Origin of the sequence: Winogradskyella ouciana (assembly GCF_009709615.1) — a bacterium.
GTDB classification, from domain to species: Bacteria; Bacteroidota; Bacteroidia; order Flavobacteriales; family Flavobacteriaceae; genus Winogradskyella; species Winogradskyella ouciana.
Genome location: NZ_WJYA01000005.1, coordinates 39701 through 56747 on the forward strand (window position 1 = coordinate 39701; position 17047 = coordinate 56747).

At 36.6% G+C, this 17047-nt stretch carries 13 protein-coding genes; 2 read left to right on the forward strand and 11 right to left on the reverse strand.

The features are described from left to right. The first annotated feature begins 86 nt into the window (after positions 1-86). Positions 87-1127, forward strand: coding sequence for a LacI family DNA-binding transcriptional regulator (locus F1003_RS07820; RefSeq protein WP_155088696.1), 1041 nt, complete (start codon positions 87-89; stop codon positions 1125-1127). Here the strand turns inward: F1003_RS07820 and queG are convergent. The 11 genes from queG to F1003_RS07875 form a co-directional block, all read right to left on the reverse strand. After that, positions 1108-2028 (reverse strand): tRNA epoxyqueuosine(34) reductase QueG, encoded by a 921-nt coding sequence (queG, locus tag F1003_RS07825; protein ID WP_155088698.1) that lies wholly within the window; start codon positions 2026-2028, stop codon positions 1108-1110. The two genes, F1003_RS07820 and queG, sit on opposite strands and share 20 nt — an antisense overlap. Before the next feature lie 35 nt (positions 2029-2063). Then, positions 2064-3404, reverse strand: coding sequence for a cytochrome-c peroxidase (locus F1003_RS07830; RefSeq protein ID WP_155088700.1), 1341 nt, complete (start codon positions 3402-3404; stop codon positions 2064-2066). Positions 3405-3537: 133 nt separating this feature from the next. Continuing rightward, a complete protein-coding gene (ruvB, locus tag F1003_RS07835; protein WP_155088701.1) occupies positions 3538-4560 on the reverse strand; it encodes a Holliday junction branch migration DNA helicase RuvB in 1023 nt (340 codons plus the stop codon). Positions 4561-4651: 91 nt separating this feature from the next. Further along, complete coding sequence (locus tag F1003_RS07840; protein WP_155088703.1) at positions 4652-6445, reverse strand: cytochrome c oxidase subunit I; 1794 nt, start codon at positions 6443-6445, stop codon at positions 4652-4654. A gap of 36 nt (positions 6446-6481) precedes the next feature. Beyond that, positions 6482-7546: a cytochrome c oxidase subunit II gene (locus F1003_RS07845; RefSeq protein ID WP_155088705.1), complete on the reverse strand. Its 1065-nt coding sequence runs from the start codon at positions 7544-7546 to the stop codon at positions 6482-6484. A gap of 25 nt (positions 7547-7571) precedes the next feature. Beyond that, positions 7572-8927, reverse strand: coding sequence for a quinol:cytochrome C oxidoreductase (locus tag F1003_RS07850; RefSeq protein WP_235898297.1), 1356 nt, complete (start codon positions 8925-8927; stop codon positions 7572-7574). A gap of 51 nt (positions 8928-8978) precedes the next feature. Then, positions 8979-9587 (reverse strand): c-type cytochrome, encoded by a 609-nt coding sequence (locus F1003_RS07855; protein WP_155088707.1) that lies wholly within the window; start codon positions 9585-9587, stop codon positions 8979-8981. A gap of 1 nt (position 9588) precedes the next feature. Continuing rightward, entirely contained in the window at positions 9589-10125 is a 537-nt protein-coding gene (locus F1003_RS07860; RefSeq protein ID WP_155088709.1) for a DUF3341 domain-containing protein, read from the reverse strand. Between the two features lie 8 nt (positions 10126-10133). Further along, positions 10134-11867 carry a helix-hairpin-helix domain-containing protein gene (locus tag F1003_RS07865; protein WP_155088711.1) on the reverse strand — a complete coding sequence of 578 codons (1734 nt, stop codon included), beginning with the start codon at positions 11865-11867 and terminating at the stop codon, positions 10134-10136. 27 nt (positions 11868-11894) lie between these two features. Beyond that, complete coding sequence (locus tag F1003_RS07870) at positions 11895-15029, reverse strand: TAT-variant-translocated molybdopterin oxidoreductase (protein WP_155088712.1); 3135 nt, start codon at positions 15027-15029, stop codon at positions 11895-11897. Positions 15030-15115: 86 nt separating this feature from the next. Continuing rightward, the gene (locus F1003_RS07875) at positions 15116-16402 is read right to left on the reverse strand and encodes a c-type cytochrome (protein ID WP_155089268.1); all 1287 of its coding nucleotides are present in this window, start codon (positions 16400-16402) and stop codon (positions 15116-15118) included. Positions 16403-16611: 209 nt separating this feature from the next. On the opposite strand from F1003_RS07875, the gene F1003_RS07880 reads away from it, so the two are divergent. After that, a complete protein-coding gene (locus F1003_RS07880) occupies positions 16612-16995 on the forward strand; it encodes an SPOR domain-containing protein (RefSeq protein ID WP_155088714.1) in 384 nt (127 codons plus the stop codon). Positions 16996-17047 lie beyond the last annotated feature (52 nt).

A 17047-nucleotide genomic window follows, 5' to 3' on the forward strand; every position in this document is an offset into this window, starting at 1 on the left:
CAATCGAAAACGATTTCGATTTTCCGAAAACGTTTTCGATTGTGTAACTTTGTGATAAATAGACTTTAAGTTAATATCATTGTTTTATGAAACCAGTAACCCTAAAACAAATAGCAGAAACCCTAGGTATAAGTATTACAACTGCATCCAAGGCATTGAAAGATTATCCAGACGTTAGTAAAAAGACAAAACGTTTGGTAAAAGAGCTGGCTGAAACCCTTAACTACAAACCCAACGCTTTTGCCGTGACTTTGAGAACTAAAGAATCTAAAACGATTGGTTTAATTGTTCCTGAAGTTGTGCATCATTTTTTTTCGAGCGTAATTAAAGGCATTATCGCTCAAGCTGAAAAAAAAGGATATCTAGTAATTATACTCCAATCAAATGAATCTTATGAACTTGAAAAGAAACAAATAGATTTATTATTGAGTAAAAGGGTTGATGGAGTCCTTATATCACTTGCCAACGGAACAGGAGACTTTAAGCATCTTAATGATTTAATGGTTCAAGATGTTCCATTAGTTATGTTTGATAAGATTGCAAAAATTGTTAATTGCTCTAAGGTTATTATTAACGATAGAAAAGCAGCTTATACAGCAACCCAACATTTAATTGATAATGGTTGCAAACGTATTGCACATTTTAGAGGCCCTTTGCTACCACAAAATTCTATAGACCGGTTTCTTGGATATAAGCAAGCTTTAGTAGATAATAATGTTCCATATGATCCTTCACTGGTATATATTTTAGATGATATGAGCTTTGACGAGGGAAAATATTTTGCAGAAAAATTATTAAAAGACCATAAGGATGTTGATGGTATTTTTATAAATACGGACTTAGTTGCAATAGGTGCCATTACCAAGTTTAATGAGATGGGTATTAAAATACCTGATGATATCTCTATAGTAGGCTTTAGTAATTGGTTTATGTCTTCCGTTATCAACCCAAGATTAACCACAATTGACCAGCCAGGTTATAAAATGGGTAAAACGGCATTTAAACTCTTATATAAAGAGATTAAAAAGAAAAAAGAAAACTTACCGCCAAACTTTAAAACCGTTGAGCTACAAACAGAATTAATAATTAGAGAGTCAACAAAACAAGCTAGTCTTTCAAAAACTTAATATTACGTTTTAGTCCCGAAAACTTAGTGCGTTTAACAGCAGATTTTTTAAATACCTTTCTAAACGCGTCTTCCGTAATCTCTTCCCAATCTTTTTTGGTCATGGATAGTAATTCTGGGTGAGGGTTAAATAACGGTTCGTTATGTGACTTACTAAATCGATTCCAAGGGCAAACATCTTGGCAGATATCGCAACCAAACATCCAATCGTTAAATTGCCCCTTAAATTCTGTTGGTATATTATCTTTTAACTCAATGGTGAAGTAAGAAATACATTTACTTCCATCTACAACATAAGGTTCTGTTATGGCTTCCGTTGGGCAAGCATCTATACAAGCCGTGCAAGTGCCGCAATGGTCTGTTACTGGTGTGTCGTAATCCAGTTCTAAATCAATAATCAATTCGGCAATAAAGTAAAACGAACCCACTTGTTGCGTCAATAAATTAGAATGTTTTCCAACCCAACCCAAACCCGATTTTGCTGCCCAAGCTTTATCCAATACTGGTGCTGAATCCACAAAAGCTCTTCCATGAACTTCTCCAATTTCCTCTTGAATAAACTGTAAAAGGGATTTTAATTTGTCTTTAATGACGAAGTGATAATCTGTACCGTAAGCGTATTTGGATAGCTTGTACGAATCTTCATTCTGAAATTCTGAAGGGTAATAATTCAACAATAAAGACACCACACTTTTTGAACCTTCCACAAGCAATGTTGGATCTAAACGCTTATCAAAATGGTTTTCCATATAGTGCATTTCGCCATGCATGTTCTTGTTGAGCCATGCTTCTAGCCTTGGTGCTTCTTCTTCCAGAAATTCAGCTTTGCTAATGCCACAAGACAAAAAGCCAAGGCGTTTCGCTTCGGCTTTTATGAGTTGTGTATGTTTTGTTGTATTCAATTGTAGTTTAAAAGAACTAAACTACAATAATGTTTTTAATTACACCCTAAATCTGAAGATGACATATAATCTGCGTTAGGAAAACAATTTCCTGATGGTAAGGATTCCGGAACGTAGCGCATTAGGTTATCATCATACAGCGAGTTTTCTATGAACAATGTTAACTGATCAATTTCGGTTTCAGTTAGGTTTAATGGTTCAAAAAACGGAGATAATTTATTTGCAGGCACCTCAGTATTCTCAGCAATGGCTTCATTCTTGTATTCGATTATTTCTTTAACTGAACTAAAACTTCCGCCATGCCCAAAAAATTGCAATCCTTTTAAGTTATATAATTGAGGTGTTTTAAACTTATAATCATCATCTGGGTTTCCTGTAAAACCACCACGTCCTTTTTTTGTTGCATCATCAACTACGGTCATTACCTCTGGACCTTCCAAATCCTTCATTCCTAATGCATGAAAATCCATACCGTTAAAACCAGGTCCTGAATGACAGGTATAACATTGTCCCTTATTAAAAAAGACTTTAGCACCTTCAATTTCTTCATTATTCATCGCATTAGTATCTCCTTTTAACCATTTTTGAAATGGTGATTGGTTGGGCAATAAAACACGCTCATAAGCTGCAATTGCTAAACCAGCTGTGATTTTTGTATAACGTTCTTCAACAGCTATTTCTGGAAAAGCATTATCAAAAAGTTCCTTATAGGATGAGTTTATAATTTCTTCCGAATCAATAACTAATCTATGGACATCTAAACCTGCAATGGCTTGAGTTTCTATCCCTTCAAAACCTAAATTATTAACTTCTTTTGGTGTACCAACAATCCACGATGATTGAGTACCTTCATTTGAACCCACACCACCAAACTGTCCATTCCATAACATGACATCCTGAAAAGCTACATTTAAAACACTTGGAGATCTTATAGGTTGTACATCGAGGTCTGCTTCAGCATAATTTTGATTTTTGATTCTACTTTCTCCATAAATTCCAAATCCCAATCCGCCTTCACCAATGCCCTGTCTTATACCACTTTGAAACCCTGCATCAACATGATGACAGCTCGCACAGGAATAAGTGTACATACCTTCTTCCATATTCGCATTTGTGGCAATCATTGTTTCGTGATACAATAATTTACCTAACTCCACCTTGGCTTCTGTAATAGGGTTATTGATGTCGTTAGGTATAGCGTTATAATCTGTTTCCAAAGGTTGAATTAATACTGAAGTGGAACCATATAGCTCTATGATGCGGTTTTCTAATTCAAGTCCGTTTGATACATTTTCATAATCATCTTTATCTGAAAAGCAAGATGTAAGCGATAAACTAACTAATACAGCAATTGATTTTAGGCGTAGGTTTTTCATGATTTGAATGGTTATTTACAATCAAATATAAATCCATATAGTTTGATTTTTTAATTCATACAGATTAACTCACAGAAAATCAGTTAAAGTAATTTAAGGTGCTAAAATTTTCGGTAAGAGGACAGTTTTACAATTAAAACAAGCCACCTTGAGAAGGTCCTTTGATTTTCCCTAAATGGTGATATGCCAATTCTGTAACTTCACGTCCTCTTGGAGTTCGCATAATAAACCCTTGCTGAATTAAAAAAGGTTCGTAAACCTCTTCAATGGTTTCAGAACTTTCACTTACTGCTGTTGCCAGAGTTGTTATACCTACTGGACCACCTTTAAACTTTTCTATTATGGTAGAAAGAATTTTATTATCCATTTCATCAAGGCCATGGGCATCAACGTTCAATGCTTCCAAGGCAAATTTTGCGATTTTTATATCAATGTTGCCATCCCCTTTTATTTGGGCAAAATCCCTAACACGTCTTAAAAGTGCATTGGCAATTCGTGGTGTTCCTCTGCTACGACCTGCAATTTCAATAGCAGCTTCCATGGTTATCGGTACATTAAGGATGGATGAGCTTCGCTGCACGATAGTAGTCAATAAGTCCGTTTTATAATATTGTAAGCGGCTGCTGATACCAAAGCGTGCTCGCATCGGAGCAGTTAACAGTCCTGAACGTGTTGTTGCACCAACCAAAGTAAATGGGTTCAAATTGATTTGAACAGTTCTGGCATTTGGACCAGACTCAATCATAATATCAATTTTGTAATCTTCCATTGCTGAGTATAAATACTCTTCAACAATTGGACTCAATCGATGGATTTCGTCAATAAAAAGGACATCTCTGTCCTCGAGATTAGTTAATAGTCCTGCTAAATCGCCTGGTTTGTCCAATACTGGTCCTGAGGTAACTTTAATACCAACATCCAATTCATTAGCAAGAATATGCGCCAATGTGGTTTTTCCGAGTCCTGGTGGACCATGAAAGAGTGTATGATCTAATGCTTCTTCCCTAAGGTTAGCCGCTTGAACAAAAACCAGCAAATTTTCTAGTACCTGATCTTGACCTGTGAAGTCTTCAAAAGTCAAGGGTCTTAACTTTCTTTCGACATCGAGCTCTTCTGGGCTGAAATTATCGTTGGATGGGTTTAGGTTTTCGTTCATACAAAACAAATATAAAGAAAAAGCCTTTCAGAATTCTGAAAGGCTTTGATATTATTATGACCCTTCGACTGTGCTCAGGGTGACATACATTTTAATGCTGTAATTCTTCTTCACCATCATATAATGGCACATTCTGAGGCACAAAATCGTCTTCGTGTCCTGGTTTACTATAATCGTAAGGCCATCTGTAAACGTGAGGAATAGCTCCTTCCCAGTTACCGTGGATATGCTTTACAGGCGCTGTCCACTCTAAAGTCGTAGATCTCCATGGATTCTGTACCGTTTTCTTTCCATAGAAAATTGAATAGAAGAAATTCCATAAATACACCAATTGGAAAATACCACCGACAATAGCAAACATTGTGATTATAACATTAGCATTAGCCGTATCATCAAACAACGGGAAATTAGAGTTTGTATAATAACGTCTTGGTAAACCTGCCATACCTATAAAGTGCATTGGGAAGAATACACCATAAGCACAAATTGCTGTTACCCAGAAATGCAAGTACCCTAAGTTTTTATTCAACATACGACCAAACATCTTAGGGAACCAATGATAAATACCAGCGAACATTCCGTACAATGCTGAGATACCCATTACCAAGTGGAAGTGAGCAACTACAAAATACGTGTCATGTACGTTAATATCCAAAGCACTGTCTCCTAAAATGATACCTGTTAATCCACCTGTAATAAATGTTGAAACGAAACCAATTGAAAATAGCATTGCAGGATTCAATTGCAGGTTTCCTTTCCATATAGTTGTGATCCAGTTAAAGGCTTTTACTGCTGATGGAATCGCAATCAATAATGTTGTAAATGTAAATACAGATCCTAAGAAAGGATTCATACCCGAAATAAACATATGGTGACCCCAAACTATGGTAGATAAAAATCCAATCGCTAAAATGGACATTATCATCGCACGATAACCAAATATTGGTTTACGAGAATTGGATGCCATAATTTCTGATACCAGACCCATTGCAGGTAATATAACTATATATACTTCTGGATGTCCTAAGAACCAGAATAGATGCTCAAACAATACTGGAGAACCACCTTGATAATGTAATACTTCACCTTGAATGAATATATCTGATAGGAAGAAGGATGTTCCAAAACTTCTATCCATAATCAACAATAACGCTGCAGATAAAAGAACAGGGAACGAAACTACACCTAATATCGCTGTTACAAAAAATGTCCATATAGTTAATGGCATTCTTGTAAACGACATTCCTTTGGTACGCAAGTTAATTATTGTAACAATATAATTCAATGAACCTAGTAATGATGATGCTATGAAAATAGCCATGGACACCAACCACAAGGTCATACCCATACCAGAGCCTCCTTGTGCCAATGGCAATGCTGATAAAGGTGGATAAATGGTCCAACCTGCTGCTGCAGGTCCTGCTTCTACAAACAGTGAAATCACCATGATAACACTTGAAAGGAAAAATAACCAATAAGACACCATGTTTAGGAATCCTGATGCCATATCGCGTGCACCAAGCTGTAATGGAATTAATAGGTTACTAAATGTACCACTTAAACCCGCTGTTAATACAAAGAATACCATAATGGTACCATGTATAGTTACCAATGCTAAATAAATATCTGCATCCATAACGCCTTCTGGAGCCCATTTTCCAAGAAGGGCTTCAAATAATACATTTGGCTTTTCTGGCCAAGCAATTTGCATACGGAACATTATGGACATTAAAACACCAATAACTCCCATAATCGTACCTGTAATAAGGTACTGCTTAGCAATCATTTTATGATCTTGACTAAATATGTATTTAGTTACAAAAGTTTCTTTGTGATGATGTACGTCGTGATCGTCGTGACCGTGTGTATCTACTGTTGCTGACATAATCTCTTTATCTATTGCTTAAAATGATTTCTAATTTTAGTTTAATGATTTGGCAAAGGTCGTTTGTTCTGCCATCCAAGCATCATATTCTTCCTGTGTCTCTACAATGATTTTCATCTGCATATTGTAGTGCGACTTTCCACAGATCTTATTACATAGTAAAAGGTAATCAAATTCGTAAGGCTCTAATGCCTCCTCACCATTTGCCGTTAACTCTTTACTTTTCTCTGTTCTAATCTGATTAATATTTTGAACTTTGTCAATGATATCTTGATTTTGACGCATTTCCTCAGTTGTTACGGTTGGTGTAAATCCAAATTGAGTCACCATACCTGGTACACAGTTCATCTGGGCTCTAAAGTGAGGCATATATGCCGAGTGTAACACATCCTGAGAGCGCATTTTAAATAAAACTGGTCGACCAACTGGTAAGTGCAATTCAGTTACAATAACGTCATCCTGCGCGTTTGGGTCATCTTCAGCGACACCCAATATATTGGCCTTATCCAAGTCAATCAATCTCACATTGGCTTTTCCTAATACATTATCCTCACCACCATATCTTGCTTTCCAATTAAATTGTTGCGCATATAATTCTACCACAAGCGTATCTTCCTCTTCTTCGACATTCATAATATCGTTCCATGTGAATAATCCATAAATGATTAAACCTGCCAAAACTATTGTAGGGATAATTGTCCAAATAAATTCCAAGGTATTGTTATCCGCATAGAACACAGCTTTCTTACCTTTCTCACCTCTATATTTAAAAGCGAAATAGTGTAATATGAATTGCGTTATGGTCTGAACAATAAAAATAATTACCATAGAGATAATCATAAGATTATCTAACCCAGGACCATGCTCTGATGCCGAGTTGGACACTAATGGTAAATCACCTAAATACCAGAAGCTTAAAATAGTTATGATATAGATGAATGCTAAAAAGCCCATCATTAAATAACCATTTAATTTATTGTCTTTGTCTGTGGCTACAGGTGAACTTTGCGAATCCACTTGAGCCAAATCAAAAATCTTTACCAGTTGCCAAATAGCAACGGCTACAAAGAGTACAATTATTATCGTTAATAAAGCAGTCATTATCGTTTCTGTTCTTTTTTAATAATTAATAATGGAAATGTTCACTTTCCTTCATAAATGGGTTTCGCTTAGCGAGCAACGGTGCTTTTCCTAAAGCCGTAAAGACAATGAATAAGAAAAGACCACCAAACAATAGTATCGAACCTATTTCTGGAATTCCTATAGACCATCTAGGACCTACAGTTGCCGGCATAATCATATTGAATACATCAATATAATGTCCACAAAGGATTACAATACCAGTCATTATCACAAACCAATTGATACGCTTGTAATCACTATTCATTAATAGTAACAATGGGAATATGAAATTCATTGCCAACATACCAAAGAATGGTAATTTGTAATCTTCAATACGTGTTACAAAATACGTTACCTCTTCTGGTATATCTGCATACCATATCAGCATAAACTGAGAGAACCATAAATACGTCCAGAAAATACTAATAGCAAACATAAATTTAGCTAAATCGTGTATGTGGCTATCATTTACAAATTCAAGTAAGTTTTTAGACTTTAAGTATATCGTTATCATTGCGATAACAGTAATACCACTCACAAACATACTTGCAAACACATACCAGCCAAATAAGGTACTGAACCAGTGAGGGTCAACGCTCATAATCCAATCCCAAGACATCATTGATTCTGTATAGATATAGAATACCAAGAATGCCGCTGAAATTCTAAAATTCTTTTTAAAGTTTCTGTTATCGTCTGCCGTGTCTTGAGCCAATGAGAATTTTCTAGAGAAATATCTGTATAAAGACCAACCCCCTAGAAAGATTAAACCTCTGATAAAGAATCCTGTTTTATTTAACCATCCTGATTTACCTGCAACTAATTTGTCATAATTCTCATGACCTACTTCAGTCACACCTTCTTTTAACCATACAAATAAGTGACTATCTGCAACAAAAGCGATTGCTAATACTAGTAATCCACCTGGTAAAACATAAGATGTAATACCTTCCATAACTCTAAATAATACAGGTGACCAACCGGCTTGTGCCGCATATTGAATGGCATAAAACGCAAGTACACCTAAAGCAATCATAAAGAAAAAGAATGCTGCAACATATAAAGCTGAGTAAGGTCTATTATGAATTTGGTGTAGAGCGTGTTCTTCATGCTTTGTCATTCCTCCATGAGCCTCATCACCATGACTATCATCAACATGAGACGCAGATTCTCCGTACTCTTCACCGTGAGCTTCTTCAGCATGCTCATCGCCGTGGCCTTCAGTAGCATGTTCATCACCATGTCCATGATGTTCTGCCGCTATAACTTCAGAAATATTGTCTTCAGTAACACTATTTGCATCCATAAAGCCATATACAACACCTAATAGTCCTAAAACTACCATGATGATTGCACCCATTCTTAATCGATTTGAAATTTTATATTCCATTATATAATCTTTATCTAAATCTTATTTTTCTAAATCCGCTTTTAGCTTTTCAACATAAGCAACCACCTGCCAACGTTCGTTCTCATTCAATTGGTTTGCATAAGAACCCATAGTATTTCTACCGTAATAAATAACGTGGTAAATACTACCTGTTGTAATGGCTCTACCTGGATCGTCATAACTAGGTACACCCAATATTTTTTCACGTTGTACTAATTTTCCCTGACCATCACCTTTAGTACCATGACAAATTGCACAATATATAGCATAAAGTGGACCACCAACGGCATAATCAACTCTAGGTACATTAGGATCGACCTTTATAGAATCAGCCATCTCCAAAGGAATAGGATCAGCTAATGGGTTTGTTAAGGTATCTTTTGCCAATTCATAACCTTCATTAGTGTTTTCTATTTCGTAAGGCATAAAATCACCTCTTGGAATTGTTCCTTCTGCTGGTAACTGGGCTTCAACACCATTTGCAAAAGCGTCAGATTCTTGATAGGTTTCATACCCAACTGGTTCATACATGTTAGGCATATACTGATAGTTTGGTCTTGAATTCTTTTGACAAGACACAAAACTTATCAACATTACTAATACTACGATATATTTTAACGATGTCTTCATATTAATGTGCATCTTCTTTATCAACTAAATTTATTTCAACAGCTCCAGTGTCTTGTAATAATGAAGTTAATTCACTTTCATTATCATGTACTGCTATTTCCATTAAGAAATGATCATCTGTTGTTCTTGGGTCTGGGTTTTCAGCTTTTTTAAATGGCCACATTCTACTTCTAAGATAAAATGTAATTACCATTAAGTGAGCAGCAAAAAATACCGTAAGCTCAAACATAATAGGAACAAAAGCTGGCATGTTTTCTAAATAACTAAAACTTGGTTTACCACCAATGTCTTGTGGCCAATCTTCAATCATTATAAAATTCATCATAACAATAGCAACCGTTAGACCAACACAACCATACATAAATGCGGTTATGGCAATACGTGTAGGAGCTAATCCCATAGCCTTGTCTAGTCCGTGGACTGGAAAAGGTGTATATATCTCTTCAATGTGATGTTTCTCTGCCTTCACCTTTTTAACGGCTGACATTAATACATCATCATCTGTATAAATAGCATGAATTACTTTCGAAGCTTCCATAGACTATATTAGTTATTTAATAATTTTTTTGCTTGTCCTGCCCAATCATCTCGCTCAGCTCTTCCTGGGAAAGAACCTGTAATTGAGTCTAACAAGTCATATTCTCTTTTCGTCATTTTGCTTACCTGCGCGTAAGTATAAATACCAATATTATTAAGCGTTTGTTCCATTTTTGGTCCGATGCCGCTAATTACTTTAAGGTCATCTGGTGTTTGAAGCTCTGCATCAAATCGTCCAACTCCTTCTAATAGGCTACCCAACTTTTCAACATCATCTTGCTGTGGTTTTGAACCTGTCGTTTCTTCAGGAAGTTTAAAATTAGAGGTTCTGGCATCAGCACCTGTACCTACTAAACTGTCTCCGCTTTCTCTGATACGCTTGTAACGCTCACCCGAAGATTTTAAAATAGTCTTAACCTCCGCTTGTGCAATTACAGGGAATGTACGCGAATACAATAAGAACAATACAAAGAAGAATCCAATGGTTCCGATAAAGATTCCTATATCTACAAATGTTGGTGAGAACATTGTCCAAGATGATGGTAAGTAATCTCTATGTAACGATGTTACAATAATTACAAAGCGCTCAAACCACATTCCGATATTTACAACAATTGAAATAAAGAATGAGAACATAATACTAGTTCTGAGTTTCTTAAACCACATAAATTGTGGAGAGAATACATTACAAGTCATCATCGCCCAATATGCCCACCAGTAAGGTCCTGTTGCTCTGTTCAGGAACGCATATTGCTCGTATTCTACACCAGAATACCATGCAATAAACAACTCAGTAATATATGCCACACCTACTATAGAACCTGTAATCATAATTACGATGTTCATTAATTCGATGTGTTGTACCGTTATATAATCTTCAAGATTACACACTTTTCTCATAATAATAAGAAGTGTGTTTACCATAGCAAAACCTGAGAAAATCGCACCTGCAACGAAGTAAGGTGGGAAAATCGTGGTATGCCATCCAGGAATAACAGAAGTGGCGAAGTCAAACGATACAATAGTGTGTACAGAAAGTACTAAAGGTGTTGCTAAACCAGCAAGTACCAAAGACACTTCCTCAAAACGTTGCCAGTCTTTTGCTCTACCAGACCAACCGAAACTTAATAATGAATATATTTTCTTTTGGAATGGTCTAACAGCTCTATCTCTAATCATGGCGAAATCTGGTAATAAACCTGTCCACCAGAAGACTAATGAAACCGATAAATATGTTGAAATCGCGAATACATCCCAAAGTAATGGTGAGTTAAAGTTTACCCATAAAGACCCAAATTGGTTTGGAATTGGTAATACCCAGTATGCCAACCATGGACGACCCATGTGAATAATTGGGAATAAACCTGCTTGTACTACCGAGAATATTGTCATTGCCTCAGCAGAACGGTTAATTGCCATTCTCCATTTTTGACGGAAAAGTAAGAGTACTGCAGAAATTAGTGTTCCTGCGTGACCAATACCAACCCACCAAACGAAGTTAGTAATATCCCAAGCCCAGTTTACGGTTTTGTTAAGACCCCAAACTCCAATACCTGTAGATATGGTATAAATGATACAACCTATTCCCCAAAGGAATGCGACCAAAGCAATGCTAAAAACAATCCACCATGCTTTATTGGCTTTGCCTTCAACCGGTCTTGCTACATCTACAGTAACATCGTGATACGATTTTTCTCCCGTAACTAAAGGTCTTCTAATAGGTGCTTCGTAATGAGACGCCATAATTATATACGTGTTTCTTTAATTTATTTATGCTTTAGCTGTATTTCTTACTTTAGTTTGGTACACCACATTTGGCTTAGTACCTACATGTTCTAGTAAGTGATACGCTCTTTTATCATCTTTTAATTCGGCAACTTTGCTGTCCTTGTTGTTAATATCGCCAAATACAATCGCTCCGTTTCCACATGCTGCTGAACAAGCTGTTTGGAATTCTCCATCTTTAACAGGACGTCCTTCACGCTTCGCATCTAGAATAGTTTTTTGTGTTTTTTGAATACACATTGAACATTTCTCCATAACACCACGAGAACGTACTACCACATCTGGGTTTAACACCATACGTCCTAAATCGTCATTCATGTAATAGTCAAACTCCTCATTCTTACTATATAAGAACCAGTTGAAACGACGTACTTTATAAGGACAGTTGTTAGCACAATATCTTGTACCTACACAACGGTTATATGCCATATGGTTTTGACCTTGGCGACCATGGGATGTCGCAGCAACAGGACAAACTGTTTCACAAGGTGCATGGTTACAATGCTGACACATTACTGGCTGGAATGCTACTTGTGGGTTGGCTGCAGGACTTTCCATCTCACCAAACTCACTTAGAGAACTCCCTAAACCAGAAATATTTTCTTTCTTTTCGTTATCACTTTCAAAAGAATCTTCAGAAGAGTAATATCTATCAATACGCAACCAGTGCATATCTCTACTACGTCTCATTTCAGTTTTACCTACTACAGGAACGTTATTTTCTGAATGGCATGCTATAACACATGCACCACAGCCTGTACAGGCATTTAAGTCTATAGATAGGTTAAAATGATGTCCGACTGAACGATCAAAAGATTCCCATAAATCTACATCTGGGTTTGTAACCTTTACTTCCTCATGGTTTAATGAAACTACTGGTGTTTTGTTCCACCCATGATAATGATCCTCGGGACCATAAGTATTAAAAATCTCTAAACTTGTTTCCTTAATGATGTCGCCACGACCCATTAAAGTATTGTGTAATTGCACACATGCAAATTCATGCTCACCTGCTGCTTTGCTAATCGTTACATCTTGAACCTTGTTAAAGTCTTGATATAACTTATAAGCATTAACGCCTGTTTGCATTTCTTCCTTCAGGCCGGCTTTTCTACCATATCCAAAAGACAAACCTACTGATCCCTTCGCTTGACCTGGCTGAACAATTACCGGAACATTTTCTAACGTTACTCCATTTACCGTAACATTGGCATAGCTTCCGTTAAGTCCTCCATTGGCAACATTCCAATTCTTTAATTCTAATCTATCTGCATCAGCTTGAGAAATTGTTAAGTAGTTATCCCAAGTTGTTCTAGTTATTGGATCTGGAAACTCTTGTAGCCAAGGGTTATTGGCTTGTTGCCCATCACCCATACCTACTTTGGTATAGAATGACAACTCCATACCATTGGATTTTGCAGAATTAGCCAAAGCTCTTGCTGCAGTTCCTCCTGTTAAAACAGTCGCTTCTTCAGCAACTTCAGCATCTTCAGTTGTTGTTTCTGCCGTTTCCGCTTCTACTAAATCAGACGAAGCACTAGTAACAAAAACACCATCCTGTACAGCTTTGTTAAAAGAACTTCCTCCTAAGATATTGCTTGTCCAGTATGATTTAATAAAGTCTCTATATGTTGAATCGTTTCCGTTCCAAGCTAACAATACCTCTTGAAATTGTTTTGTATCAAACAATGGGCGAATTGTTGGCTGCATCATTGAATAATGACCAGACTTTAACTCAAAGTCTCCCCAGGATTCTAAATTGTGTGGTGTCGCCGCAATATAATCACAGTTGGAAGCCGTTTCGTCTTGCTTCATCGAGAAAGCAATAGATAAATCTACTTTATCCAATCCGGCTTTGAAATCTATCGTACTTGGCAAACTGTACATTGGGTTAACACCATTCATAATAAGTGCACCAACTCTACCAGCTTTCATATCAGCAACCAATTGCATTACTGCTTTGTCGCTTCCTTGTCTTGTTTTTATAGTTGTATCAGGGTCAAAAGCCTTACTACCTAATTCCTCATTGATCTCTAATACTGTAGTTTGAGCATTCACATCTTGAATACCTGAAACCACAACACCATTACTACCTGCCGCTATCAATTCTTTGGCAGCAGCCTTTACTGCGCTGTCTAACCCTTCTGGCAAAGAACCAGGTAGAGCTACACCAGTAACATAACTGTAAAGTTTAGCTAAAGCCAATTTTTGTTCGCTTGGCGTTAAAGGAATACGTTTATCTGCATTTGCTCCAGATAAAGACATATTAGATTCAAACTGAATGTGACGAGACATTTTACCATGATCTGGAATACGATTCTTTGCATAACCAGATTCAAATCCTCCACCTTGCCAATCTCCTAAGAAATCAGCTCCGATTGAAACAATGGTTTTGGCTTTTGAAAAATTATAATTAGCCATTCCTCTTGTTCCGTACTTGGCTTCGTAAGCATCTAAAGTTGCAGATTCTGATACAGCGTCATAAGCAACGTGCTTTACGTTACCATATTTTGCCGAAAAGTCTGCAATTAATTTATGTGTTGATGGACTAGGCATGGTTGCCGTTAAGAAAACGATTTGCTTTCCGTCACTTAATCCATTTAATTTTGAAGTTGTTTCAGACATAAAGGTATCCCAAGAAATCTTGGCATCACCTTTCATAGGTGATTTCACCCTTAGGTTGTCATACAAACCTAAAACTGATGCATGCACTCTCGCATTAGCTATACCATTGGTTGCTGCATCTGTATTGTTTTCAATCTTTATTGGTCGTCCTTCTCTTGTCTTCACTAAAACACTAGCAAAATCAAAACCATTAGCTATGGTTGTAGCATAGTAATTAGCAACACCTGGAATAATTTCCGTAGGTTGTACAACATAAGGAATTGACTTAATCACTGGACCTTCACAAGCTGCCAATGAAGCGGCCGCCGTACTAAATCCAACATATTTTAAGAAATCACGACGCGAAGTTGATGAAGACTCTAAAGCCTCCTTATCGCCTAAAAACTCATCTGTTGGAATTTCTTCCACAAATTCATTTTGTTTTAGCGTCTCAACAATAGAGCTATTTTCATTTAGCTCTTCAACACTTTTCCAGTATTTCTTGTTTGATGACATAGTGTTAATTTATGATTTTTGATTTACGATTTACGATTTTTCTTGTGTTAACATTCGCAATTCGTCAATCGTAATTCTTTAATTTTTTAATAGTGGCACTTACCACATTCTAATCCACCCATTTGTGCCGCAGTCAGTTGATCGACACCATACTTTTTAGACAATTCTTCATGAATTTTAGTATAGTAGCCGTTATCCTGTACTTTAACATTGGTTTCTCTATGACAATTGATACACCAACCCATCGTTAATGGTGCATGTTGGTACATTATCTCCATTTCCTCAACAGGGCCATGACACGTCTGGCACTCAATACCTGCCACCGAAACATGTTGCGAGTGATTGAAATATGCAAAGTCTGGCAAATTGTGAATTCTAATCCATTTTACAGGTTTAGAATCCCCTGTGTAAGCTGTTCCGTCCCATCCTACCGCATCATAAAGTCTTTGGATCTCAGCGTTGTAATCTACACCATACTCTCTTCCTTCCGCTAGAGTTTCTGGTGCCACTTCTGAAATAGACTTGTGACAGTTCATACAAATATTCAATGATGGGATTCCTGAATGCTTACTTACTCTCGCTGAGGAATGACAATATTTACAATCTATAGCGTTGTCACCAGCGTGAATCCTATGTGAATAGTGAATTGGCTGAACTGGCTCATAACCTTGATCTATACCTACCTGCATAAAATAACCATATACAAAATATCCACTCGCCAATAAAAGGAAAATAACTGTAACCAACACCAAGAATTGGTTTTGAACAAAAGCTTTCCAAAGTGGCAAGCCTTTTTCCTTAGTTGCTACCTCAATACCTTTAGCATCTGCGAAACGGTTTAATGTACGCTTAACCAAAACTAACGCTATAGCCAATAAACCAAATAATATAGCTAGAGCACCTAAGATTAAATTATTCGATGCTCCCCTATCATCAGGAGGTGTTTCACCACCGCCGCCATTCAATACAACAGGTTCTGGTTTTGGTTGTGCTGTATAAGCTAAAATATCAGTAATGTCTTGGTCACTCAATTGCGGGAACGCTGTCATCGCCGTATTATTCCATTCAGCGAATATCTTAGTCGCATACGGATCACCAGATTTAATCATGGCAGCACTGTTACGTATCCATGCATTTATCCATTCTCTATCCAAGCCTTGTTCTTCTGCCAATCTAGCTTCTACGTTTCTTAACGCAGGACCAGTCATTGGTTTGTCTAGTTTATGACAAGATGCACAGTTAGCATTAAAGAGTGATTTTCCATTCGCTGGATCACCTTCTTGAGCTGTTAATGAGGTTGAAAACGTGAGTAATAAAATAAAACCTAAATGAAGAATCTTAGAGGTTAAATTACGGTAGATCACCTGTTTCATATTATGAGTTGAATTATCTTCTAAACTTTGGTACGATTTTTTCATTTAAATGCGAAAAAACATGTTTGTAAAAACTCATGCAAAAGTAAGATATAAAGTCGATTTTAGAAATCTTAGAGAAGTGTTAATATCTAATTTATACCAATTCTAAATAAGATTTTTTAAGCATTTGCGTTGAATAATATACCTTTGTATTTAAATAAAAAACCATGGCAATAAAAACCAAATATTTTAGCGTAGTAATTTTACTTGCAATGTTCTCATTTACAATGAGTGCCCAACAAGGCGAGGTCAATGTGGATCAGGATAGTGATATTGACAAGCTATTGGAGTATAAAAAAGATATAAAGACAACTAAGGTATATAGAATACAGGTTTATCAAAGTGTGGATCCTGATAAAGCGCAACGCGAAAAAAGTAATTTCTCTAATGCTTATGGAGAATGGCCTGCTGAAGTCGTTTGGAACACACCAAACTATAAAGTATGGGTTGGTAATTTTGCTACAAGATTGGAGGCCGATAGAGCTTTGGTGAAAATCAAGAAAAAGTATATGAATGCAATTATCTTTCAGCCAAAGTTGGATAAAAAGTAGCTTCCTAAATAGAAATAATAAAACAAAAAAGCCGACTATAAGTCGGCTTTTT